Below are 23,451 nucleotides of genomic sequence, written 5' to 3'. Positions count from 1 at the left end.
GATAAGACTCAAGATGAATTTTTCCAAGTTCTTCATCTCGCGGCCGATCTTCGCAGCGGTGCTGTCGCTGTTGATCCTGATCGCGGGTGCAATCTCGCTGTTCCAACTGCCGATCAGCGAATACCCGGAAGTAGTGCCGCCGACTGTGGTGGTACGCGCCAACTTCCCGGGTGCCAACCCCAAAGTCATCGGCGAAACCGTGGCCGCACCGCTGGAGCAGGCCATCACGGGTGTCGAGAACATGCTGTACATGTCCTCGCAGTCCACCGCCGACGGTAAGCTGACCCTGACTATCACCTTCGCCCTGGGCACCGACCTGGACAACGCACAGGTGCAAGTGCAAAACCGTGTGACGCGGACTCAGCCAAAGCTGCCTGAGGAAGTGACACGCATCGGTATCACCGTGGACAAGGCTTCCCCCGACCTGACCATGGTGGTGCACTTGACCTCCCCGGATCAGCGTTACGACATGCTGTACCTGTCCAACTACGCGATCCTCAACATCAAGGACGAACTGGCCCGTTTGGGTGGCGTCGGCGATGTGCAGCTGTTCGGCATGGGTGACTACTCCCTGCGTGTTTGGCTGGATCCGAACAAGACCGCCTCGCGCAACCTGACCGCTACCGATGTGGTCACGGCGATCCGCGAGCAGAACCGCCAGGTGGCTGCCGGTGCCCTGGGCGCTCAGCCTGCGCCGAGTGACACCAGCTTCCAGTTGTCGGTCAATACCCAAGGCCGCCTGGTCACCGAGGAAGAGTTCGAGAACATCGTGATTCGTGCCGGCGCCAACGGTGAAATCACGCGCCTCAAAGACATCGCCCGGGTCGAGCTGGGCTCCAGCCAATACGCGCTGCGCTCGTTGATCGATAACCAGCCGGCCGTTGCGATTCCGATCTTCCAGCGCCCCGGCTCCAATGCCATCGACATCTCCAACGATGTGCGCAGCAAGATGGCCGAGCTGAAAAAGAGTTTCCCGGCGGGCATGGATTACCGCATTGCCTATGACCCGACCATTTTTGTACGCGGCTCTATCGAAGCGGTGGTGCACACACTGTTCGAAGCGCTGATCCTTGTGGTGCTGGTGGTGATTCTGTTCCTGCAGACCTGGCGCGCCTCGATCATTCCGTTGGTGGCGGTGCCGGTATCCTTGATCGGTACGTTTGCGGTGATGCACCTGTTCGGATTCTCGCTCAACGCCCTGTCATTGTTCGGCCTGGTACTGGCCATCGGTATCGTGGTGGATGACGCGATCGTGGTGGTGGAGAACGTCGAGCGCAATATCGAACTGGGTCTGGAGCCGTTCCCGGCCACCGAAAAAGCCATGAGCGAAGTTACCGGCCCGATCATCGCTACAGCGCTGGTGCTGTGTGCGGTGTTCATTCCAGCCGCTTTTATCAGTGGCTTGACCGGGCAGTTCTACAAGCAGTTCGCGTTGACCATCGCGATCTCGACCGTGATCTCGGCGTTTAACTCGCTGACGCTGTCCCCTGCCCTGGCCGCCGTGTTGTTGCGCGGTCACGATGCGCCGAAGGATCGCTTCTCGAAGTTCCTCGACAAGCTCTTCGGTGGCTGGCTGTTCCGTCCCTTCAACCGCTTTTTCGAAAAGGCCAGCCATGGCTACGTGGGTACCGTACGCCGAGTGATTCGCGGCAGTGGTATTGCCCTGTTCGTGTACGCCGGGCTGATGGTGCTGACGTTCTTCGGGTTTGCTCACACCCCGACCGGTTTCGTACCGGCCCAGGACAAGCAATACCTGGTGGCCTTCGCCCAACTGCCCGACGCTGCAAGCCTGGACCGCACCGAAAACGTGATGAAGCGCATGTCGGAGATCGCCCTTAAACAGCCCGGCGTGGAGGCCGCGATTGCCTTCCCGGGCCTGTCGATCAACGGCTTCACCAACAGCCCGAACAGCGGCATCGTGTTTGTGACCTTGAAGCCCTTCGATGAGCGTAAAGACGCGAGCATGTCGGCCGGGGCTATTGCCGGGGCGTTGAATGGCCAATACGCCAACATTGAAGAAGCGTACATGGCGATCTTCCCGCCGCCGCCGGTACAGGGCCTGGGCACCATCGGCGGGGTTCGCCTGCAGATCGAAGACCGTGGCAACCTCGGCTATGACGAGCTGTACAAAGAAGTCCAGAACGTGATTGCCAAGAGTCACAGCGTGCCTGAACTGTTCGGCCTGTTCACCAGCTACACAGTGAACGTGCCGCAAGTCGACGCCGCCATCGACCGCGAAAAGGCCAAGACCCACGGCGTGGCGATCAGCGACATCTTCGACACGCTGCAGGTCTACCTGGGTTCGTTGTATGCCAACGACTTCAACCGCTTCGGGCGTACCTACCAGGTCAACGTGCAGGCCGAGCAGCAGTTCCGTCAGGACTCCGACCAGATCGGCCAGCTGAAAGTGCGCAACAACAAAGGCGAGATGATCCCCCTGGCGACCTTTATCAAGGTCAGCGACACCTCGGGCCCGGACCGCGTGATGCACTACAACGGCTTTATCACCGCTGAAATCAACGGCAACGCCGCACCGGGCTACAGCTCCGGCCAGGCCCAGGCTGCGATTGAAAAGCTGTTGAAGGATGAACTGCCCAACGGCATGACCTACGAGTGGACTGACCTGACCTATCAGCAAATCCTCTCGGGCAATACCGCGCTGTTCGTGTTCCCGCTCTGCGTGCTGCTGGCGTTCCTGGTACTGGCCGCCCAATACGAAAGCTGGAGCCTGCCGCTGGCGGTGATCCTGATCGTACCGATGACGCTGCTGTCGGCCATTACCGGTGTGATCATCTCGGGCGGCGACAACAACATCTTCACCCAGATCGGCCTGATCGTACTGGTGGGCCTGGCCTGCAAGAACGCGATCCTGATCGTCGAGTTTGCCAAGGATAAACAAGCGGAGGGCCTCGACCCGCTGGCCGCGGTACTGGAAGCCTGCCGCCTGCGTCTGCGGCCGATCCTGATGACCTCGTTCGCGTTCATCATGGGTGTGGTGCCGTTGGTATTGTCCAGCGGTGCGGGTGCCGAGATGCGCCATGCCATGGGTGTGGCGGTGTTCTCCGGGATGATTGGTGTGACCTTCTTCGGTCTGTTGCTGACGCCAGTGTTCTACGTACTGATCCGTCGCTATGTTGAGCGCCAGGAAGCGCGCAAAGCGGCCAAGGCCTTGAAGCTGGAGACACAGCAATGAGTGTGAAAGTATTCCTGCCGAGCTTGCTGGTACTGGCGCTCGCCGCCTGTGCCGTAGGCCCGGACTACAAGACCCAGCAACTGGAGGCGGCCAACATCACGGCCGCCGCCGACAGCAAAAGCTACGACCATGCCAAGTACGAAGGCATCTGGTGGCAGCAGTTCGAAGACCCGACGCTCAACCAGCTGGTAACCCAGTCGCTGAGCGGCAACCGTGATTTGCGCGTAGCCTTTGCCCGCCTGCGGGCAGCACGGGCTATCCGTGACGACGCGGCCAACGACATCATGCCAGTGGTCACCTCCCGCGCCAGCAGCGATGTGGGCAAGGGCCAGATTCCCGGCCAGACTACCAAGCGTGTCAACAGCGAGCGCTATGACCTGGGCCTGGACATGGCCTGGGAAGTGGATTTGTTCGGGCGCATCCGCCGCAACCTGGAAGCCAGCGACGCTGACCAACAGGTGGCCGAAGCCGACCTGTACCAACTGCAAGTCACCATGATCGCTGAACTGGTGGATGCCTATGGCCAACTGCGCGGGGCGCAACTGCGTGAACGCATCGCCCTGGACAACCTGAAGAACCAGCAAGAATCACGCACCATCACCGTCAGCCTGCGCGATGCCGGCGTGGGTGATCAACTCGACGTCGAGCGTGCCGACGCACGCCTGGCGGCGGTGGAAGCCAGCGTGCCGCAGCTGCAAGCCGAACAAGTGCGCGAGCGCAATCGCATCGCCACCCTCCTCGGCCAGCGTCCCGACAAGCTGAGCGTGGACCTGAGCCCCAAAGACCTGCCGGCAATCGCCAAGGCCCTGCCGATTGGCGACCCGGGGCAATTGCTGCAACGGCGCCCGGACATCCTAAGCGCCGAACGCAAGCTGGCCGCCGCCACCGCGCGTATCGGCGTGGCCAAGGCCGACCTGTTCCCACGGGTCAGCCTCAGCGGCTTCCTCGGCTTTACCGCCGGACGTGGTTCGCAGATCGGCTCGGCTGCAGCGAATGCCTGGTCCCTGGGCCCAAGCATTACCTGGGCCGCGTTTGACCTGGGCAGTGTGCGTGCGCGTTTGCGCGGTGCGAATGCCGAGGCCGACGGCGCCCTGGCAACCTACGAGCAGCAAGTGCTGCTGGCCCTGGAAGAGTCCGAGAACGCCTTCAGCGATTACGGCAAGCGTCAGCAACGCCTGGTGTCTCTGATCCGCCAAAGCGAATCCAGCCGCGCCGCCGCCGACCTCGCCGCGATCCGCTACCGCGAAGGCACCGTGGACTTCCTGGTACTGCTCGACGCCCAGCGCGAACGCCTGGCCGCAGAGGACTCCCAGGCCCAGGCCGAAGTGGATCTGTATCGCGGCATTGTGGCGATCTACAAGGCCTTAGGGGGTGGCTGGCAGCCGGATACTGTGGTGGCCAGCAGCAAGTGAGGTAAAGAGCTCCTTTGGTTGGTCGCATCCAGCCAATTTTTAGCCCTGCGATCCATTCGGTCGCGGGGCTTTTTTTTGCCGGGACTTCCTAAAATGTTGAAAGTAACTTCTGTAAGTCAAATAAGAAGGCCTTCGTAGGTAATGTCCTAGTCCCGCGCTGTACCTCGCCGTCAGGTTTTAATGCCTCACAACCAACTCACATTTCAGACGCCACGCGCCATTAAAGTAATACGCACATGCGTCGACAACGAAGTGTCACTTACTAATGGAGGAAGGGACATGGCTATCTTGTTGACTGCTGAACAGATGCGGTATACCAAGGCAACCAATGCGTTCGCGATCAAAAATCCAGAGCAGACAATGAATGCATTCACAATTACAGAGAAGAAGGTGGCAGCTGACACCCTACAGCTCAATGATAACAATCAAATCACCCAGCTGAAGGCTTATTTGAAAGATTATGACATGACGTCCATAAGTTCAGATGACCTAAGAAAAGTAGGGCGCACACTATTTGAGCACGAAATGATTGATATCTATGCATTCAGAATGTTCATAGGTGGTAATTTGCATACCGATGCGAAAGGTGTTCCAACAGAGACGCACGTAAAATTCAACGCAATTGCCTTATTTAATGAGCGACTGGTGGAGTACAGTGAATTCCTGGAAGACAACCCTGCAACCGCAAACGAGCATACGTTGAGATGGCGGCAGGGAATGGTTGCAGCTAATCACGCCATGGGGGCACTGGTCTATTTTGTAAACTCTTCCAATACGGCTTTATCCATAGATGAAAAAGCTTGATTCAGATGCTCGCAAATAGTGCGCCAATAACCTCGTGGCGCACTGTTTAGCTTAACGACTCAGCGACCGTATCGTGCGGTGCCAGAGTAAGATTGCACCTCCGAACCAGAATTAATCATGACGACTCGATAGGTTCCAAACACACCTGAGAAGGACGTACTACTTCCAAAGGTTCCAGCAACATCTCCCCAGGAAGCCCCGGTCTGCTTTTGAATTATCAACTGCGGCGCCCTCCCCCCACCGCTTGTGGAAGCAGAAACATCAATGGTCGCACCAGCACACCCATTAGCCGACGTTATTGTGAACGGACCATAAACTGCCGTTTCCACGCCTGGCTGCAAAAGCCCGCTATAGCTATCAGTTATATACAGACACAAGGCAGACACCTGAGCAGACAAAAGCATTAACGCAAGACACGGCAACGCAATAAGACCTTTCATAATCTCACCTCAAATCAATAAATAATTCATTTGAAAGCAGCTGATCACTTTATTTGCCCATAAGCGCACTCCACGATAAAACCACGGATCCCAGTACGCGAAGTTCAATGTTCACCAAGCAGACATTAAGTGCCCGAAAACATGGATAGGAACACGTTGCTTACAGTGCACGAAATCAAGCGCCAAATATGCCGGCCGCGTCCTAAAATATCGAAGGAGCGTTCTGTCATACTGGGGTGAAGGAATGAGTAAGAAATGTCTTACTTGCGCATAACGAAGGTTAGAACCGACTCGAGTCGCTCAAAATCAAACTCCGATAATGCCCCGGATTCGACCCCGCCCACTTGCGAAACGCCTTGTAGAACGAACTCGCATCGGCAAACCCCAGCCGCGTGGCAATCTCGGCAAAGCTGATCTGCGGTTCAGCCAACCACACAATCGCCAGTTCTTTGCGCACACTGTCTTTGAGGCCCTGATAAGTCTGCCCCTCTTCCGCCAGGCGCCGACGCAGGGTGGACGCAGAAATACATAGCCTGGCGGCAAGGCCCTCCGTTTCCGGCCAAGTGTCGGGAGGCATCTGCCGAAGGTCGTGCTTGATGCGCGTGGCGAGGCTTTCAGGGTCGCGGTATTTGACCAGGATGTTAGCGGGTGCATGGGCCAGAAAACGTTGGAGCTCCTGCTGACTGCGTTTGATCGGCAGGTCCAGGCAGTCGGCAGAAAAGATCATGCGGGTACGGGGTCGATCAAAGCGCAGGTTGTCGGAAAACATTACCTGGTAATCGTCACAGAAGTCCGGCTGCGCGCAACGCAGCTCAATGGCCAGGATCGGGATGCGACGCCCCGCCAGCCAGCACGCAACGCCGTGGACGATCATCCAATAAGTGAAATACGTGAACGCACGCTTGGGCTCATCGGGTTCGAGCAGGACGATCTCCGCCAGGCTCTGTTGGCGAACCAACTGGCCTGGCATGTGCTCCAGCATCAACGACAGAAACCCCAGGCCGGTTTCCAGGCCCGCCGCCAAGCTCGGTTGCGCCATGGCGGCGCGACACAGAAACGCCAGGCTACCGGATTTGAGTGCACGCGGGTCCATGCCAAAAAACTCGTCATCCCTGCGCCGCGCCAGCAAACGCCAGAGGCGCGCATAGGCCGTGGCCGGGACACGGGCATGGGGCTGCTCAAGCAACGCAGGGTCAATCCCGACTTTGCTCAATGCCTCGACAGTGGCCGCACCAGGCGCACAGCTCTGCAACAGCGCTTCGCGCACAAGGTGGATGGAGATGGTGTCTTTTTCCGACATGGGATGTTGAGTTATCCGACTGCAAACCAGGTGGCCTGCATCATAAGGGCGGTCGCGCTTCGCCACCACTGTTCAGCCCTCGTTCAGCAAAGGTCAATATTTCTTGTTTAGCAATGAGTATCATTATGTTACAACTTAGCTTCCTAACTAGTTACGCCCTGGTGCCCGATGCTCGTTCCTTTTTTAATCATGCTGCGCGAAGGCATTGAAGCCGCCTTGATCGTTGGCATCATCGCCAGTTACCTGCAACAGACCGGGCGTGGCCAATGGATGCCTGCGGTGTGGATTGGCGTATTCCTGGCCGCGGCCCTGGCGTTGCTGGTGGGCGGCGGTCTGGAACTGGTCAGTGCGGAATTTCCGCAAAAGCAGCAGGAATTGTTCGAAGGGATCGTAGGGCTTGTCGCAGTGGGCATCCTCAGTTCCATGGTGTTCTGGATGCGCAAGGTGGCGCGTTCGATCAAGCATACCCTGCACGAATCCCTTGACCTCGCCCTGACCGGCTCCAGGAACCAAGTGATCGCGTTGATCGCCATGGTGTTTTTCGCCGTGGCCCGCGAAGGCCTGGAGACGGTATTTTTCCTGTTGGCCGTGTTCCAGCAGAGCGAAGGCCCGGGCGCGCCGATAGGTGCCCTGCTCGGCCTGATCCTGGCCATCGTCGTCGGTTTCCTCATCTATTCCGGCAGCATGCGCCTGAACCTCGGCGCGTTTTTCCGCTGGACCGGCCTGTTCATCCTGGTGGTGGCGGCCGGCATTCTCGCCAATTCGGTGCAAGCCCTGCATGAGGCCGGTGTGTGGAACCACTGGCAAACCGTGCTGTTCGATTTCAGCGCTGCGCTGCCCGTGGATAGCCCGTTGGGCTCGGTACTGGCCGGCATGTTCGGTTATCAGGAGGCGCCGACCGTCAGCACCCTGGGTGCCTATGTGATTTACCTGGTGGTGGCCCTGGTGATGTTCTTCCTGCCCTCGGCCCCCGCCAAGCCTGTCGCCACGACTTCTTCCGTTTCCAGCCAGTAAGGACCGTCTCTTGTCCAACCCAACCCCTCAATCGGCCCCGCCATCCCGCGCCTTGCGCTGGGGTGTGGCCGGCTCGGTGGTGGTGATGATCGCCGCCGGTGGCCTGTTCTACTACGCCTCGCAATTGGCCGCGACCAAGCGCCAGACCAACCACAATGAAATCGCAGTCACGATTCACAGCCACGCCTGCGAGCCCAGCGCCCTCACCGTGCCGGCCGGGCGCGCAAGCTTTCGTATCATCAACCGCTCCGACCGTGCGGTGGAGTGGGAAATCCTCGACGGTGTGCTGGTGGTCGAGGAACGGGAAAACATTGCCCCTGGCCTGAGCCAGGTGATCAACGCCAACCTGTTGCCCGGTGACTACGCCATCACCTGTGGCCTGTTGAGCAACCCGCGTGGCACCTTGCATGTCACCCCCACCACGGAGTCCGACGCCCAGGCCAAGGCCAAGCCGTCGATGGTGGCGTTTATCGGCCCGTTGTCGGAGTTCCGTGTGTACTTGAGCGGCCAGAGCGGTGCACTGATCAAGGCGGTGACGGCGCTGCAACAGGCTATCGACGCCGGTGATCTGGCCCAGGCGCAGGCCCTGTATGTGCCGGCCCGTGAGGCGTATCAGCGCCTGGCGCCTGCCTCTCAACGCCTGGCCGAATTGGATAACGCAATCAACGCCCGCGCCGACTACTTTGAAAAGCGCGAGCAGGACCCGGCCTTCAGCGGCTTCCATCGCCTCGAATACAGCCTGTTCCAGCAACACAGTCTCGACGGCCTGGCGCCGGTCGCGCAACGCCTGGTGGCCGACGTAACCAAGCTCAAGCAACAGTTGCTGGCGCAATCGCTGCCCCCAGAGCAACTGGTGAGCATTGTGGTACGCAACCTCAACAGCCTGGCGGATGTACGTGCCCGCAGTGGTGAAGAGGAGCGCTACAGCCATATCGATCTGAACGGCTTTGCCGCCAACCTGGACGTCGCTCGTAAAGTGGTCGACTTGATGCGCCCGCTGCTGGGCAAGTCCGCAGCCGGCTTGCTGCCCGATATCGACAGCGCGCTGAATGCCTTCGACGCCGAACTCGCTGCATTCAAAGTCGGCAATACCTATAGCACGTACGACAGCATCACCGCCGATCAGCGCCAGCAGATCGCCGACAAGGCCAAGGCACTGGCCGCCGCACTCGATGGAATCGACCCCGCCCTTGGCCTTTCCGGCCTGCAGTGAGACGAACGCATACATGAGTGATTCAGAACAGCTAAACCTTGCGCGTCGCCGCGTCCTGCTGGGCATGGCGGCCACCGGCGCGGTCATCGCCGGCAGCACCTTGACCTGCCCGGCCATGGCCGCAGCGGCCGAGCAAGTCACCAGCGCTCCGCGCAGCGACAAGACCCACGACCACCAGGCTTTTTTCGGTCAGCATCAGAGCGGCATTGTCACCCCGCGCCCGGCCTGCGGCATGGTGGTGGCCTTCGACGTACTGGCCAGCGACCGCGAGGACCTCGAACGTTTGTTCCGCACCCTGAACGAGCGTATCGCGTTCCTGATGAGCGGCGGCACCGTGCCGCAGGTCGACCCGAAACTGCCACCCACCGACTCCGGCATCCTTGGCCCGGTGGTTACCCCAGATAACCTGACCATCACCGTGTCGATCGGCGAATCGTTGTTCGATGAGCGCTTCGGCCTCAGTGCCGTCAAGCCCAAGCGCCTGATCCGCATGGTGGGTTTCCCCAACGATGCACTGGAGCCGGCGCAGTGCCACGGCGACCTGAGCCTGCAGTTCAGTTCCAACACGCCCGATACCAACATCCACGCCCTGCGCGATATCGTGAAAAACCTGCCTGACTTGCTGCTGGTGCGCTGGAAACAAGAAGGCAGCGTGCCGCCCCAGGCCCCGGCCAAGCCCGGCGAACCGGCGCAGAGTGCGCGTAACTTCCTGGGTTTTCGCGACGGTTCGGCCAACCCCGACTCCAACGATGCCAAGGCCATGGACCAGATCGTCTGGGTGCAACCGAGCAGCGACGAACCCGCCTGGGCGGCCCATGGCAGTTACCAGGCCGTGCGTATCATCCGCAACTTTGTCGAGCGCTGGGATCGCACCCCACTGCAAGAACAGGAAAGCATCATCGGCCGCGTCAAACCCACCGGCGCCCCCATGGATGGCCAGCATGAAACCCAGGTGCCGGACTACAGCAAAGACCCGCATGGCAAGTTGACCAAGCTTGATGCGCACATCCGCCTGGCCAACCCGCGCACCCCGCAGACCCAGGCCAACCTGATCCTGCGGCGGCCGTTCAACTACTCCAACGGCGTCAACAAAAACGGTCAGCTGGACATGGGCCTATTGTTCATCTGCTATCAGGCTGACCTGGAGAAAGGCTTTATCAGCGTGCAAACGCGGCTCAACGGCGAACCGCTGGAGGAATACCTCAAGCCGGTCGGCGGCGGGTATTTCTTCACCTTGCCCGGCGTCACCGGCCCTGAGGATTTCATCGGGCGCACGCTGCTTGCTGCAACCCACTCAACCCCCCCTGCCAAGACCTGAAACACACCAGAGCGGAATGCCCCCATGAAGAAGTCGTCTATCGCGTTGTCGTTGTTAATGAGCCTTGCGCCGCTGGCTGCCTTCGCCGCTACCGCGCCGCTCGACCTGGTAGGCCCGGTATCGGACTACAAGATCTACGTTACCGAGGAAATCGGCGAACTGGTCACCCAGACCCAGGCGTTTACCAACGCCATCAATAAAGGTGACCTGGCCACCGCCAAGAAGCTCTATGCGCGGACCCGCGTGCACTATGAGGCCATCGAGCCGATCGCCGAGCTGTTCAGCGACCTCGACGCGTCCATCGATTCGCGTGTCGATGACCATGAAAAAGGTGTAACGGCCGAAGACTTCACCGGTTTTCACCGGATTGAATACGCGCTGTTCGCGCAAAACTCGACCAAGGGCCTGGAAGCACTGACCGCCAAGCTCAATACCGATGTGAACGATCTCAAGACGCGGGTCGATGGCCTGACCTTCCCGCCGGAAAAAGTCGTCGGCGGCGCTGCGGCGCTGCTGGAGGAAGTCGCTGCCACCAAGATCTCCGGCGAAGAAGACCGCTACAGCCATACCGACCTGTATGACTTCCAGGGCAACATCGACGGTGCGAAGAAAATCGTCGATTTGTTCCGTGGCCAGATCGGGCAGCAGGACCAGGCGTTCCTGGCCAAGGTCGATAAAAACTTCGCCACCGTGGACAAGATCCTGGCCAAGTACAAGACCCAGGATGGCGGCTTTGAAACCTACGACAAGGTCAAGGACAACGACCGCAAGGCCCTGGTAGGCCCGGTCAACACCCTGGCTGAAGACTTGTCGATGCTGCGCGGCAAGCTGGGTTTGAATTAAAGGCTACCGGCAAAAAAAACATCCAGGCCCTGTTGAGGGCCTGGGTGTTTTTTGCCTGCGGGATAACGGCTACAAAATGCGGTACAGCAAACGCTCAATGCGCACTCGGCTGACCCGACGCAGGAATTTACCCACTGCCGGCGGGTAATCAACCAACGTCTGCAATTGCTGGTAGCCCTGGATACGCGTGGTGTGCTGGAAGATCTGCGCCAGCTCGGTATGTCGCGGCTCCAGCCATTGGCCCTTGGGGTCGTCGATCAGCAAGCCGTTTTCCAGGTCGAGGCGAAATGCCCTGGGGTTGAGGTTGTTGCCGGTCAGCAAGGTATAGCGCTGGTCAACCCACATGCCCTTAAGGTGGTAGGTGTTGTCGCCATCGCGCCACAGGTGCAGGTTCAACTGGCCGCTGTCGATCATCGGCTGGTGACGCTTGGCAAAGCGGCGCAGGCTGATCTCATACAGATAAGGCAAGGCCGCGATCACCTTGAACGGCTCGCTGGGCGGAATATAGAAGTCGTTGGCCGTCTTGTCGCCGACCACGATGTCGATCTTCACTCCACGCGCCAGGGCGCGGTTGATCTCGCGGGTCACCGGCAACGGCAGGTTGAAATACGGGGTGCAGATGGTCAACTGCTGCTGGGCGCTGGCGATCAGCTCCAGAATGACCCGGCTCAGGGGGTTGTTCTTGCCAACGCCGAGCAACGGGCTCACCGAGAGGTGACCATTGGGCAACTGCCCGGCCGTGGTGTCATAGGCCGCGTGCTTGAGACGGCTGCGCAGGTCGCCGATATCGTTGCGCAGGCTGCGGGTGGTCGGCGGGTTGGGCAGGTCCAGGCGGTGCACGGCCTTGGATGCCACCAGGCCGTGCTCGATCAGGTGTTGCATAGAATCGGCCAGCACCTGGCTATGGATCAGGTGGTAACGATCAAAGCGGTACTTGTCGAACTTGTGCAAATACACATTGTTGAGGCTGGCGCCGCTGTACAGCACGCTGTCATCGATCACAAAGCCCTTGAGGTGCAATACGCCAAACAGCTCGCGGGTTTGCACCGGCACGCCATACACCGGCACTTCGCTGGCGTGGCTTTGCGTCATGGCCTGGTACCAGGCGCTGTTGCCCGGCTGCTTGCCGGCGCCAATCAAGCCACGCTGGGCGCGCAACCAGTCGACCATCACCACGATGTCCAACTCCGGCCGTGCCGCCTTGGCAGCGTGAAGCGCGTCGTAGATCTCCTGCCCCGCTTCGTCGTGCTGCAAGTACAAGGCGACGATGTAGATGCGACGCGTCGCCTGGGAGATTTTTTCCAGCAGGCAGCGACGATAGGCATCGGCGCCGGACAGCACCTCGATGGCCTCCGGGGACAGCGGGAAACCGCGTAGTTTGGGCAACAGGGAGCGTTTGAAGAACGACGGCATAGGGCTCGCAATGGGTCGAATCCGAAGAGGTCCAGAGCTTACACCATGGGGCTGCTCAGGTCTCGCCGTACGGCATGGAAAAAAGCCGGTTGACCAAGAAGAACGATCGTTCTACTGTAGTAAGCATGAACGACATAACCCGCGACATTATCCTCGACGTCACCGAAAAGCTGATCTATCGCCATGGCATCGCCGCCACCGGCATGGACTTGCTGGTAAAAACCGCTGGCGTATCGAGAAAAAGCATCTATCGCTATTTCGCCAACAAGGACGAGTTGGTGATTGCCGCCCTGCAGCGTCGCGACGAACGCTGGATGCAGTGGCTGCGCAGCGAAGTGGAACGCAGCGACAACAGCGGCGAGCGCTTGCTGGCGCTGTTCAGCGCCCTGAAAAGCTGGTTCGGTTCCGCGGATTTTCGCGGCTGCGCCTTTATCAACACCAGTGGCGAAACCGGCAACGCTCAAGATCCGGTGCGCCTTCTGGCCAAGGCCCATAAACACAAACTGTTCGAGTACGCACTTGAACTGTGTCAAGCACATGGCACCCCCGACCCGCAACAGCAGGCCGCGCAACTGCTGATCCTGATCGATGGCGCCATTACCGTTGCCCTGATCATGGGTGATTCAACAGCTGCCGATAATGCGCAATGCATGGCGCGAACGTTATTGGGACTTTGAATTCTCGGAATTGGCAACTTCTATCATTCAACCCTATTGTTTTAAGGAGCCACCCCATGTCAGCCAATGCACAAGCCCGCCCGCCCCTACCGCCCTTTACTCGCGAGTCAGCCATCGAAAAAGTCCGGCTGGCCGAAGACGGCTGGAACTCCCGCGACCCAGAACGGGTTTCCCTGGCCTACACCCTGGACACCCAGTGGCGTAACCGCGCCGAATTCGCCCACAACCGCGAAGAAGCCAGGCAGTTCCTGAGCCGTAAATGGGCCTGGGAACTGGATTATCGATTGATCAAGGAGTTGTGGGCGTTCACCGGCAACCGCATCGCCGTGCGCTATGCCTATGAGTGGCATGACGACTCCGGCAACTGGTTTCGTTCCTACGGAAATGAAAACTGGGAGTTCGATGAGAACGGCCTGATGGCCAACCGCTTTGCCTGCATCAACGATAAGCCGATCCAGGAAAGCGAACGCAAGTTCCACTGGCCGCTGGGGCGTCGCCCGGATGATCATCCGGGCTTGTCAGACCTAGGGCTGTAGCTCTCTTACCCTTTGTAGGAGCGAGCTTGCTCGCTCCTACAAAAAGCGATTACCGAAAGGCATCAGTCCTGATTCAGCCCGACCCGATACAACACTCCATTATCCTCATCCGTCAGCACATACAGAAACCCATCCGGCCCCTGCCGCACGTCACGAATTCGCGCTTTCAACTCGCCCAGCAAACGTTCCTCGTGAACGACCCTGTCACCCTCGAACTGCAACCGAATCAACTCCTGAGTGCCCAGCGCACCGATAAACAGATTGTGCTGCCACACCTTGAACCGGTCGGCGTCATAGAACGCCATGCCGCTGATGGCCGGGGACTTCTCCCAGACATGATGGGGCTGCACCGTGCCTTCTGCCGTTTTGCCCTTGGCTTCGGGAATCGGTAGCAGAGAGTAGTTGATGCCGTGGGTCGCCAGCGGCCACCCGTAGTTCTTGCCGCGCTCGATGATGTTCACTTCATCGCCCCCACGCGGCCCATGCTCGTTTTCCCAGATCGTGCCGCTCCACGGGTTCAGCGCCAGGCCCTGTGGGTTACGCTGGCCGTAGGACCAGATCTCGGGACGTACACCGGGTTGACCGACGAAGGGGTTGTCATCCGGTACGCGGCCATCTGGATAGATGCGCACAACTTTGCCTTGCAGCTTGTCCAGGTCCTGGGCGGTCGGGCGGTCGTTGTTCTCGCCCAGGGTCACGAACAGATAGCCGTCACGATCGAACGCCAGGCGCGAGCCGAAGTGGTTGCCGGTAGACAGCTTGGGCTCCTGGCGCAGGATCACCTTGAAGTCCTCCAGGCCGCTCATGTCAGCAGACAGGCGCCCGCGCCCCACAGCGGTTCCGGCTTTGCCATCCTGCCCGCCGCCTTCGGCGTACGACAGGTAGACCATACGGTCCTGCTTGAAGTCTGGTGACAACACCACATCCAGTAACCCGCCCTGCCCCTTGGCCCACACTTGCGGCACCCCCTTCAACGGAGCGGAAAGCTTACCGTCGGGGCTGACAAATCGCAGGTGCCCGGGAAGCTCGGTCACCAGGAAGCCCTGCCGATCCGGTAGAAACGCCAGCGCCCAGGGATGATCCAGGCCTTTGGCGATCGGCGTGACGGTGATGCTGCCTTGCTCGCTGGGGAACTGCTGGCTATCGGCGGCATACACGGTGGTCAGCGGCAGCAGCGTGGCGGCACAGACAGCCGCTAGCAGAGTTTTGCGTAGAAACATAAGGCGAAGTCCTTACCGGCGATTGCCGTTGGCATCATAGGTGGGTGCTTTGGTTTCGGTGGCCGGGCGACTGGGAGCGACGTCGCGCTTGGGATACGTATTGCCGATTCCGCGGTTTTCCACGGTCGGCCGAGGGCCGGTGGGCGCAGTCTGGATAACGCCGGCCGCAGGTGCATTGGGCTGAGTGCCCTGCATGCTATTGGGGTTGGCCCGGTGAATCGGGCTGTTGTTGGTGTCGTATTGGCCTGGCAGGTTTTGCGCCTGGGCCCAAGGCGCCAGGGCCAGGCCCAGCGCAAGTACTGCAAGATAACGTACATAAGCATTCATGACGGAGCCTCTCTATGCCGAGTACTACGTGCTTTCGATAACACGCTACGCCATGGGTTCGGCTTGCGACACTAAATAGTTTCTCATCAGGTGTAACACGATCTGTCCGAGCATCTGCCCGCCGAAACTTTTGCCGCGGCCTGCGAGTCACCAGAACAGGCTCACTTTTTAAGGAATCGGAGTTATGCCACGGGCAATCTGGAAAGGCGCTATCAGTTTCGGTCTGGTTCATATCCCGGTGTCGCTGGTCTCGGCGACATCTTCCCAAGGCGTTGATTTCGACTGGCTGGACAAACGCAGCATGGACCCGGTCGGCTACAAGCGCATCAACAAAACCACGGGCAAGGAAGTCACCAAGGAACATATCGTCAAGGGCGTCGCCTTTGAGAAGGACCGTTATGTGGTGCTCAGCGAAGATGAAATTCGCTCGGCCCATCCGAAATCGACCCAGACCATTGAGATCATCGCGTTTGTCGCCGCTGACCAGATCCCCCTGCAAAACATCGACACGCCCTACTTCCTGGCGCCGGACAAACGTGGCGGCAAGGTCTATGCACTGCTGCGCGAAACCCTGAAGAAAACCGGCAAGGTCGCCCTGGCCAATGTGGTGCTGCATACCAAACAGCACTTGGCCGCGTTGATGCCGCTCGAATCGGCCCTGGTACTGGTGATGCTGCGCTGGCCCGCAGAAGTGCGCAGCCTGGACGAGCTGGAACTCGGTGCCGATGTAACCAAACCGACCCTGGCCAAGGGTGAATTGGACATGGCCAAGCGCCTGGTGGAAGACATGAGTGCAGACTGGCAACCCGATGAGTACCGCGACAGCTTCCAGGACAAGATCATGGCGCTGGTGGCGAAAAAGGCCAAGGCCGGCAAGATCGAAGACGTGGAGTCGAGCCAAGACAGCGAAGAGCGCAAATCCGCCGACGTTATCGACCTGACCGAACTGCTTAAACGCAGCCTGGCGGGCAAACCCGCCGCGAAAAAGCCCGCCGCGAAGAAATCCAACAAAAAGGCCTCTTGAGCCTGCCATTGACTGGAGCGCGACATGGCAAAGCCCCTGAGCGAATACAACCGCAAGCGCGATTTCAAGATCACCGCCGAACCCGCCGGCAGCTCACCCGCCAGCAAGCGGAAAGCCTCGGCGCTGAGCTTCGTGATTCAAAAGCATGATGCGCGCAACCTGCATTATGACTTTCGCCTGGAACTCGACGGCGTGCTGTTGAGCTGGGCGGTGCCCAAGGGCCCGAGCCTGGACCCAAGCCAGAAGCGCCTGGCGGTCCACGTTGAAGACCACCCCCTGAGCTATGGCGGTTTCGAGGGCAGCATCCCAGCCGGCCAATATGGCGCAGGCGATGTGATTGTGTGGGACCGAGGTATCTGGCAACCCCATGACGAGCCGCGCAAAGCCTATGCGGCCGGCAAGCTCAAGTTCACGCTGGTGGGCGAAAAACTCGCTGGGGATTGGACCCTGGTACGCACCCGACTCAAGGGTAGTGGCGACAAGGAGCAGTGGCTACTGATCAAGGAAAAAGACCAGCAGGCACGCCCCGCTTCTGAATACGATATTGTCGACGCCGAGCCTGCCAGCGTGCTCAGCGATGCGGTGGTCGGCACGCCCAAGGCCAAGGTCCCAGTCAAAAAAAAGCCAGCGCCAAAGGCCAAGGCCCGCACGCAAGTGAGCGCCATACCCGAAGAATTTGCCCCGCAATTGGCGACCTTGGTCGATCGCGCCCCCGAGGGCGATTGGAGCTACGAGATCAAGTTCGACGGTTATCGCATTCTCGCGCGCATCCATGACGGTGAAGTGCGCCTGTTCACTCGCAACGGCCACGACTGGACCGAACGCCTGCCGCGCCAGGCCAAAGCCTTGCAAGCCCTCAAGCTCAAGGACAGCTGGCTGGATGGCGAAGTGGTCAGCCTCAACGGCGACGGGTTGCCGGATTTCCAGGCGTTGCAGAATGCCTTCGATATCGGCCGCAGCCTGGACATCGTCTATTACCTGTTTGATGCCCCCTTCCTGAACGGCCGTGATCAACGCGAAGATCCGGTCGAGGAGCGTCGGGCTGCGCTTAAAGCTGCGCTCGCCGGCAGCAAAAGCAAACTGCTGCGTTTCTCCGAAGCCTTTGCCGCCAACCACCGCGATATTTTCGAAAGCGCCTGCGACCTGGCGCTCGAAGGCGTGATCGGCAAGCGTGCAGGCAGCCCCTATGTGTCCCGCCGCAGTGCTGACTGGATCAAGCTCAAATGCCGCCTGCGCCAGGAGTTTGTGATTGTTGGCTACACCCGCCCTCAGGGTTCGCGCAGCGGGTTTGGCGCGCTGCTGCTGGCCGTCAACGATGAAACCGGGCTGGTATATGCCGGGCGTGTGGGCACCGGATTTGATCAGGCCACGTTGAAATCCATCTACGCCAAGCTCACGCCATTGGAGCGCAAGGACTCGCCCTTGCAAAAGCCTTTGACCAGCACCCAGGCCCGTGGCGTGCATTGGGTCGAGCCGCGCCTGGTGGGTGAAGTGCAATTCGCCGAATGGACGCGTGAAGGCGTGGTGCGCCAGGCGGCCTTTGTGGGGCTGCGCACTGATAAGCCTGCGTCGCAGATCATTCATGAACAGCCGCGTGCGGCAAAGTCGGTCAATGCCTCGAACAAGCAGAAAACCGATAAAGCCGACATAGCGGTGAAGAACGTGAAAATCACCCACCCCGATCGCATTATCGACAAGCACAGTGGCACGCAAAAACAGCAATTGGCGCAGTTCTACGCCGACATCAGCGAATGGATCCTGCCGTTCCTGCGCGGTCGTCCTGTGTCGCTGCTGCGCGCACCCGAAGGCATCGAAGGGGAGCAGTTTTTTCAGAAGCACTCCGAACGCCTGGCAATTCCCCACATCAAGCAACTGGATCAGGCCCTGGATCCCGGTCATGCACGCCTGATGGAGGTAGACAGCGCAGAGGCGCTGGCCGGCGCCGTGCAAATGGGCACTGTCGAGTTGCATACCTGGGGCGCCACTACGGACAAGATTGAAACCCCTGACCTGTTCGTCCTGGACCTCGACCCGGACCCGGCCCTGCCCTGGAAATCCATGTTGGAAGCGGCCGAACTGACCCTGTCGGTGCTGGATGAGCTGGGCTTGCAAGCCTTCGTCAAGACCAGCGGCGGTAAAGGTCTGCACCTGATCGTGCCGCTGGCCCGGCGTGATGGCTGGGACGCCGTCAAGGCATTCGCCAAGGCCATCGCCCAATTTATGAGCCAGCAACTGCCCGAACGCTTTACCGCCACCAGCGGCCCTAAAAACCGTGTGGGCAAGATCTTTATCGACTACCTGCGCAACGCCCGTGGCGCCAGCACTGTGGCGGCATACTCCGTGCGTGCGCGGCCGGGTCTGCCGGTATCGGTGCCGGTCAGTCGGGAAGAATTGAAAGGATTGCGCGGGGCCCAGCAGTGGACGGTGGCGAACCTGCATGAGCGTCTGCAGGGGTTGAAGGGCGACCCATGGGCCGGCTATGCCAATCGGCAGAAAATCGGCAAGAAGATGTGGGACAAGCTGGGCGCAAAACCACCGCAGTGATTCGCGCCCGGCACAGGGTTCAGATAAGAATGAAGATCAGCGCCAGACCGGCAAAGATCGCCCATTTTTCCAGGTAGTAGCGTGTGCGGTTGCGCTTTTTGAGCTCTTTGCCGCGCAGGCGGATCTTGTACAAGCGGGTAAAGGCGCGGTTGAGGCCGCCGGTCTTGTCGCCATCATCATTGGGCGAGCCTGCAGCGGCCATTACATTGCGGCTGAACCAACGGTTGAATGCCGCCGCCCAGCGGTACTTCATCGGGCGTTCAATATCGCAGAACAGAATGATGCGGTTCTGCTGGGTGGTGTTTTCTGCGTAGTGAATGTAGGTCTCGTCGAACATCACCGGCTCGCCGTCGCGCCAGTAATAGCTCTCGCCATCCACATTGATGTAGCACCCCGGGTCGTTGGGCGTATCGAGCCCCAGGTGATACCGATAGGAGCCCGCGTACGGGTCACGGTGGCGCACCAGCTTGGAGCCCGGCGGCAGTTCGGCGAACATCGCGGCCTTGATCGAGCCGATCCCTTGCACCAACTCGGTGGTGCGCGGGCACAGCTTCATCGCCGAAGGGTGGCTGTCGCCATACCACTTGAGGTAAAAGCGCTTCCAGCCCGACTTGAAAAACGAGTTGAAACCCACGTCGTTGTACTGATCCGAACGTTTGATCTCCCCGGCCCGCATCAGGTTCTGGCCTTCCTCGCGGATCTCTTGCCAATGTTCCTGCAGGGGGCTCAGGTCTGGAAAATCGCTGGGCGACAGATAGGGACGGCTGGGCTGCTTGGAGAACAAGTACAGGAAACAGTTGATCGGCGCCAGGAACGTCGAGTGATCGCTAAGCTGGCGACCCAGCTTGTGTCGCACCCGACCACGCAGGTGTACATACGCAATGGAGGCAACGTAGAGAGCAACAATGATGAGTTTCAAGGGATTCGTCACAAGTCAGGGAGAGAACAGGCTGCTCCTGCGGGCCCACAACGGCCGAGGATGGATATGCAGCACCTGAAATCACAATTCACGTACAGGTGACACGGCAGGCTGGGCGACCTGCGGCGTGTAACCATTGGCCGTTATTTAGCCATACTTTGTAACCAAAGGTTAACTAAGAATTGTGAAAAGCTGTCTACTGAGTGTGCTGGGGAAGGGAACAGGCGGGCGTTCCCGCCCACCTGCTTAAAGGTTTTGCTGAAATTATTGCGGGGTGTCCTTAATCTCGCGGCGGGGCAAACTGCCGTCTCCCAACGCCGTAAAAGGTACGGCCTGGCTGCGGCTGCGGATGAAGTAGCGAATCAGCGCGATCATGAGTCCCACCAACAGGCCGCCCACCAGACTCAAAGCAATGATCAGCGATTTTTTCGGTTTGATCGGCGCCAGAGGCTCTTGGGCGCGGCGGTCGACCGTTACCAGCTTGAGGTTGCTCATGTCGATGTTCAAGCCACGCAGCCTGGCAACTTCAGCACGAAGCGGCTCGACGTCCTGCAGGAATATGTCCTCATTGCCGCGCTTGCGCAGCACCTCGACTTCGCGGTTGCTTTCGAGCAGTTGCAAATCCTTGCCGATCTCGGCAATTCGCGGGTTGGTGAAGTCATCGCTGGTGCGCTGTTGCAGCGCAGCGCGTTCGGCTTCCAGAGCCTCGGTGCCCATGAAGTACAGCGGGATCTTCTGATTGTTCACCTCTGTGCGCATGACCTGGCTCGACCCACTGCGCGTGGAGTCCGCCATGGAAGATGGTGTCGTCGGGGTGCGGATGCCCATGGACTTGGCAATGGCGATGGCTTCCGCCAGCTCGGCCAGGCGATTGGTACGCTCCATCTTCATCTGCAAGCGCAGCGCGCTGAGCTCATCCTGCAACTGGGCACGCTTGAGTCGGTCAGCCTCGAGCAACTTGGCGATCTTGGATTCCTTTTCCGTATCGTAGTTGTCACGGGCGGCGTCGATCTTGCCTTTGAGTTCGCTCAAGCGGTTATTGACGATCACCTTGAGGTCGGCGCCAACCTGCTGACGCTCGGCGGCGATGGCGTAGTCTACAAAGCCGTTGAGGATCGCGACACCATCAACGTCTGTCGGGTATTGCAGTTCCAAGCGAATATAGCTGCTCAGCGAGTCTGATTTCTTCGGGTCCGGCAAGATCAGGTTGACAGAGTTTCGATTGAACGCCTCAAAGCTTTGCTCAAGGCTCTGCCCCGGCTTCTTGAACGCCTTGAACAATTCCTCGTGTTCCTTGAAAAATCCCAAGCGCGCCTCGTAAGAGTCTAACTGTGCTCCCACTTTCATCAGGGCGTCAGCGGGAGGCAACTTATAGACTTCCGAACGGTTCAACGCATCCAGTTCATTGATTGCCGCAGGCCGCAGCACACTGCTGACTTCATAAGTCTTGGGTGCCAGGAACGCGTACCCTGCCCCTAATACGCCCACCAGAAGCGTACATCCGACTACCAGCTTTTTTTGTCGCCAGATGGCGTGAAACAATTCAAACAAGTCAATTTCATCAGACGCTACGGAGGGCGGGAGCGGGGAAGTGCGATTCAAAATAAGAACACCTTAAAATAATACTAAAAGGCCATCATTCTCAGAAACCTAAATGGCTTCAAAAATCAGGGACAACGCCCTGGATACGCCGGACCGGTGGCGATGTGACCACTTAGCCAGCCGAAATATCCCACATTTCCAAGGATTATTTCGGTTTTATATCGAGGAGTAGTACAAATGGCGCAGCATTGTCGGACTTGCGCGCTTGCAAGCATAGTCAATAGAACATCAAAATGCTGTCAAATAGCTGTCTTCTAAAGAAAAAACTTATCCGCCTACGTCGTGGTTGCGTACCTGATGCAACGGGGCGCTTCCCTGATCAGCAATAAGGAATTTGCATGCTGTCTGTTTCAACTCTCGATTTACGCGGCTTACAAGGCACCTGGGAGCAGACTGCCCTTGAAGACAGTGGCATCCTCAACCCCGCCGACGCCCACAGTGCGCCAGGGGCTATTACCACCATCACGGGCGATCGCTTCGAAGTGACCACCGTCAATGGTGATCAACTGCTGGCGGGCCGTTTTTTCCTGGATGCCAGTACCACGCCCAAAAGCATTACCTGGATTGACGCTATCGGCGATGACGCGGGCAAGCAGCTTCCCGCCAGTTACCGGCTCGACGGCGATGATTTCGTATTTATCGCAGCGGATGAAGGCATGCCCAGGCCCACCGTATTCAGCACCGGCCCTGGGCAAACCATGCGCACCTTTGTGCGGCGCTCATGAGTTACCTCTGTAATTAGATGGACTCGCCCAAGCCGAGGCGTCTATGCGCCACGGTGGCATTCTTATAGAAGCCAACGACAGCGAGGGCGAGCCCATGAAAAAGCATACGACGATCAATCAGTCTTTGTCAGCCGATGTATCTACTTGCGTAAACGTCGCGGTAGACCTTGCCAAAAAGGTCTTCCAGGTGGCCGGTGAGAATGCGCTCGGACAGGTGATATTCGAGGATCGGATTAAGTCACGAGAGGCCTTTCAAACCTTTCTTCTTAAGCTTCCAGCAAGCGTGACGGTGCTGGTGGAAACCGGGCCAGGTGCTCAGGCATGGGCGTGATTACTGCAGGCATAGGGCAATTTCGGCAAGATGAGCAAGAAGGGTGATGCGTATTTGCGCAGCCTGGCGGTCCAGGGGGCCCACGCCGTGTTAAGACAGGTGCGACCGGATTCAGAACAGCCCGACGACCAGTGGCTACAGCGTTGGGTATCTCGCCTAGGGCGCAAGGAGGCGGCGGTGCGTTTGGCCAACCGCAACCTGCGTATCCTCTGGCGGCTCTTGCAAAACGACCAGACTTATCGACGTCAGCCAGGCAATAGTCAGGAGGCTGCTGTGAGCCACTGATTTACAGAGTTCTGCCACCGGGGCGTTTAGCCGCTCCAACCCGTGCTAACGAACATTGACCCCTGGTCAGACCGTCGCGAATTGATGCCTGTGCTCCTACCGGCCCTTGAGGCCTTTTTGTAATGGGCAGATCGCGAGCTGATCCAATGTTGGCCAGAAGCTGTTTGGAGCTTCCTCGGATAGGCCTGATACATAGATGCAACCGGGTACCAATGTTTGAAAAGCGGGTTGAAAGTGGGGGCGAGTCCATACATACATAGCCGACTACCCGGCCCACTGACCGGTGCTGACGGGTTACCTGGGGCTGTTCG

Annotated in this window: 18 protein-coding genes and 1 pseudogene; 13 read left to right on the top strand and 6 right to left on the bottom strand. The window is 59.1% G+C overall.

All coding sequences use genetic code 11. The features are described 5' to 3' along the window. Positions 1-13: 13 nt before the first annotated feature. The 3 genes from E4O98_RS17225 to E4O98_RS17215 all read left to right on the top strand — a co-directional run bounded on the left by E4O98_RS17225 (position 14) and on the right by E4O98_RS17215 (position 5,409). Complete coding sequence (locus tag E4O98_RS17225; RefSeq protein ID WP_248135767.1) at positions 14-3,193, top strand: efflux RND transporter permease subunit; 3,180 nt, start codon at positions 14-16, stop codon at positions 3,191-3,193. Next, complete coding sequence (locus tag E4O98_RS17220; RefSeq protein WP_216091321.1) at positions 3,190-4,605, top strand: TolC family protein; 1,416 nt, start codon at positions 3,190-3,192, stop codon at positions 4,603-4,605. Before E4O98_RS17225 ends, E4O98_RS17220 begins: the two co-directional genes overlap by 4 nt. 279 nt (positions 4,606-4,884) lie before the next feature. Further along, positions 4,885-5,409 carry a hypothetical protein gene (locus tag E4O98_RS17215; protein WP_078821409.1) on the top strand — a complete coding sequence of 175 codons (525 nt, stop codon included), beginning with the start codon at positions 4,885-4,887 and terminating at the stop codon, positions 5,407-5,409. A gap of 720 nt (positions 5,410-6,129) precedes the next feature. Here E4O98_RS17215 and E4O98_RS17210 read toward each other — a convergent pair. Then, a complete protein-coding gene (locus E4O98_RS17210) occupies positions 6,130-7,149 on the bottom strand; it encodes an AraC family transcriptional regulator (RefSeq protein WP_248135766.1) in 1,020 nt (339 codons plus the stop codon). Between the two features lie 168 nt (positions 7,150-7,317). Here E4O98_RS17210 and efeU point away from each other — a divergent pair, with 168 nt between their 5' ends. The 4 genes from efeU to efeO (E4O98_RS17190) are packed head-to-tail and all read left to right on the top strand — an operon-like array spanning position 7,318 to position 11,537. Continuing rightward, positions 7,318-8,163, top strand: coding sequence for an iron uptake transporter permease EfeU (gene efeU / locus E4O98_RS17205; protein ID WP_223018258.1), 846 nt, complete (start codon positions 7,318-7,320; stop codon positions 8,161-8,163). A gap of 10 nt (positions 8,164-8,173) precedes the next feature. Beyond that, positions 8,174-9,376 carry an iron uptake system protein EfeO gene (efeO, locus tag E4O98_RS17200; protein WP_248135765.1) on the top strand — a complete coding sequence of 401 codons (1,203 nt, stop codon included), beginning with the start codon at positions 8,174-8,176 and terminating at the stop codon, positions 9,374-9,376. A gap of 13 nt (positions 9,377-9,389) precedes the next feature. Continuing rightward, the gene (efeB, locus tag E4O98_RS17195) at positions 9,390-10,694 is read left to right on the top strand and encodes an iron uptake transporter deferrochelatase/peroxidase subunit (protein ID WP_228309844.1); all 1,305 of its coding nucleotides are present in this window, start codon (positions 9,390-9,392) and stop codon (positions 10,692-10,694) included. Positions 10,695-10,718: 24 nt separating this feature from the next. Further along, the gene (gene efeO / locus E4O98_RS17190) at positions 10,719-11,537 is read left to right on the top strand and encodes an iron uptake system protein EfeO (RefSeq protein WP_248135764.1); all 819 of its coding nucleotides are present in this window, start codon (positions 10,719-10,721) and stop codon (positions 11,535-11,537) included. A 69-nt stretch (positions 11,538-11,606) separates the two neighbouring features. On the opposite strand, the gene pssA is transcribed toward efeO (E4O98_RS17190), so the two are convergent. Further along, positions 11,607-12,950: a CDP-diacylglycerol--serine O-phosphatidyltransferase gene (gene pssA / locus E4O98_RS17185; RefSeq protein ID WP_223018254.1), complete on the bottom strand. Its 1,344-nt coding sequence runs from the start codon at positions 12,948-12,950 to the stop codon at positions 11,607-11,609. A gap of 125 nt (positions 12,951-13,075) precedes the next feature. On the opposite strand from pssA, the gene E4O98_RS17180 reads away from it, so the two are divergent. Beyond that, positions 13,076-13,627, top strand: coding sequence for a TetR/AcrR family transcriptional regulator (locus E4O98_RS17180; protein ID WP_005788500.1), 552 nt, complete (start codon positions 13,076-13,078; stop codon positions 13,625-13,627). Between the two features lie 56 nt (positions 13,628-13,683). Beyond that, entirely contained in the window at positions 13,684-14,163 is a 480-nt protein-coding gene (locus tag E4O98_RS17175; RefSeq protein WP_248135763.1) for a nuclear transport factor 2 family protein, read from the top strand. Between the two features lie 62 nt (positions 14,164-14,225). On the opposite strand, the gene E4O98_RS17170 is transcribed toward E4O98_RS17175, so the two are convergent. Both E4O98_RS17170 and E4O98_RS17165 read right to left on the bottom strand, forming a co-directional pair. After that, positions 14,226-15,383, bottom strand: a complete 1,158-nt coding sequence (locus E4O98_RS17170) for a PQQ-dependent sugar dehydrogenase (RefSeq protein WP_032875110.1) — start codon at positions 15,381-15,383, stop codon at positions 14,226-14,228. A gap of 12 nt (positions 15,384-15,395) precedes the next feature. Then, positions 15,396-15,710: a hypothetical protein gene (locus E4O98_RS17165; RefSeq protein WP_032875107.1), complete on the bottom strand. Its 315-nt coding sequence runs from the start codon at positions 15,708-15,710 to the stop codon at positions 15,396-15,398. Positions 15,711-15,894: 184 nt separating this feature from the next. Here E4O98_RS17165 and E4O98_RS17160 point away from each other — a divergent pair, with 184 nt between their 5' ends. Then, complete coding sequence (locus E4O98_RS17160) at positions 15,895-16,734, top strand: Ku protein (RefSeq protein ID WP_248135762.1); 840 nt, start codon at positions 15,895-15,897, stop codon at positions 16,732-16,734. 24 nt (positions 16,735-16,758) lie between these two features. Then, positions 16,759-19,278, top strand: coding sequence for a DNA ligase D (gene ligD / locus E4O98_RS17155; protein ID WP_223018249.1), 2,520 nt, complete (start codon positions 16,759-16,761; stop codon positions 19,276-19,278). Positions 19,279-19,297: 19 nt separating this feature from the next. Here ligD and lpxO read toward each other — a convergent pair whose 3' ends face one another. Next, positions 19,298-20,197: a lipid A hydroxylase LpxO gene (gene lpxO / locus E4O98_RS17150; protein ID WP_032875099.1), complete on the bottom strand. Its 900-nt coding sequence runs from the start codon at positions 20,195-20,197 to the stop codon at positions 19,298-19,300. Positions 20,198-20,461: 264 nt separating this feature from the next. Beyond that, on the bottom strand, positions 20,462-21,799 hold the full coding sequence (locus tag E4O98_RS17145) for a Wzz/FepE/Etk N-terminal domain-containing protein (protein WP_103735219.1): 1,338 nt from the start codon (positions 21,797-21,799) through the stop codon (positions 20,462-20,464). Positions 21,800-22,137: 338 nt separating this feature from the next. Between E4O98_RS17145 and E4O98_RS17140 the strand changes: the two genes are divergently transcribed. Continuing rightward, the gene (locus E4O98_RS17140; protein WP_248135761.1) at positions 22,138-22,524 is read left to right on the top strand and encodes a TIGR03067 domain-containing protein; all 387 of its coding nucleotides are present in this window, start codon (positions 22,138-22,140) and stop codon (positions 22,522-22,524) included. Positions 22,525-22,618: 94 nt separating this feature from the next. Continuing rightward, a pseudogene (locus tag E4O98_RS17135) lies at positions 22,619-23,140 on the top strand (hypothetical protein). Positions 23,141-23,451: the final 311 nt, after the last annotated feature.

The sequence above is a fragment of the Pseudomonas sp. W2Jun17 genome (assembly GCF_023127795.1).
Taxonomy (GTDB): Bacteria; Pseudomonadota; Gammaproteobacteria; order Pseudomonadales; family Pseudomonadaceae; genus Aquipseudomonas; species Aquipseudomonas synxantha_A.
This window is presented reverse-complemented; position numbering and strand designations above follow the sequence as displayed.

What these genes read in the sequence shown, in the direction of transcription:
- E4O98_RS17220 (WP_216091321.1), top strand. Translation starts at nt 3,190, where the DNA reads ATGAGTGTGAAAGTATTCCTGCCGAGCTTGCTGGTACTGGCGCTCGCC.
- pssA (WP_223018254.1), bottom strand. Translation starts at nt 12,950, where the DNA reads ATGCCGTCGTTCTTCAAACGCTCCCTGTTGCCCAAACTACGCGGTTTC.
- E4O98_RS17170 (WP_032875110.1), bottom strand. Translation starts at nt 15,383, where the DNA reads ATGTTTCTACGCAAAACTCTGCTAGCGGCTGTCTGTGCCGCCACGCTG.
- E4O98_RS17215 (WP_078821409.1), top strand. Translation starts at nt 4,885, where the DNA reads ATGGCTATCTTGTTGACTGCTGAACAGATGCGGTATACCAAGGCAACC.
- efeU (WP_223018258.1), top strand. Translation starts at nt 7,318, where the DNA reads ATGCTCGTTCCTTTTTTAATCATGCTGCGCGAAGGCATTGAAGCCGCC.
- E4O98_RS17165 (WP_032875107.1), bottom strand. Translation starts at nt 15,710, where the DNA reads ATGAATGCTTATGTACGTTATCTTGCAGTACTTGCGCTGGGCCTGGCC.
- E4O98_RS17160 (WP_248135762.1), top strand. Translation starts at nt 15,895, where the DNA reads ATGCCACGGGCAATCTGGAAAGGCGCTATCAGTTTCGGTCTGGTTCAT.
- E4O98_RS17180 (WP_005788500.1), top strand. Translation starts at nt 13,076, where the DNA reads ATGAACGACATAACCCGCGACATTATCCTCGACGTCACCGAAAAGCTG.
- E4O98_RS17140 (WP_248135761.1), top strand. Translation starts at nt 22,138, where the DNA reads ATGCTGTCTGTTTCAACTCTCGATTTACGCGGCTTACAAGGCACCTGG.
- efeO (WP_248135764.1), top strand. Translation starts at nt 10,719, where the DNA reads ATGAAGAAGTCGTCTATCGCGTTGTCGTTGTTAATGAGCCTTGCGCCG.
- E4O98_RS17210 (WP_248135766.1), bottom strand. Translation starts at nt 7,149, where the DNA reads ATGTCGGAAAAAGACACCATCTCCATCCACCTTGTGCGCGAAGCGCTG.
- ligD (WP_223018249.1), top strand. Translation starts at nt 16,759, where the DNA reads ATGGCAAAGCCCCTGAGCGAATACAACCGCAAGCGCGATTTCAAGATC.
- E4O98_RS17175 (WP_248135763.1), top strand. Translation starts at nt 13,684, where the DNA reads ATGTCAGCCAATGCACAAGCCCGCCCGCCCCTACCGCCCTTTACTCGC.
- E4O98_RS17225 (WP_248135767.1), top strand. Translation starts at nt 14, where the DNA reads ATGAATTTTTCCAAGTTCTTCATCTCGCGGCCGATCTTCGCAGCGGTG.
- efeB (WP_228309844.1), top strand. Translation starts at nt 9,390, where the DNA reads ATGAGTGATTCAGAACAGCTAAACCTTGCGCGTCGCCGCGTCCTGCTG.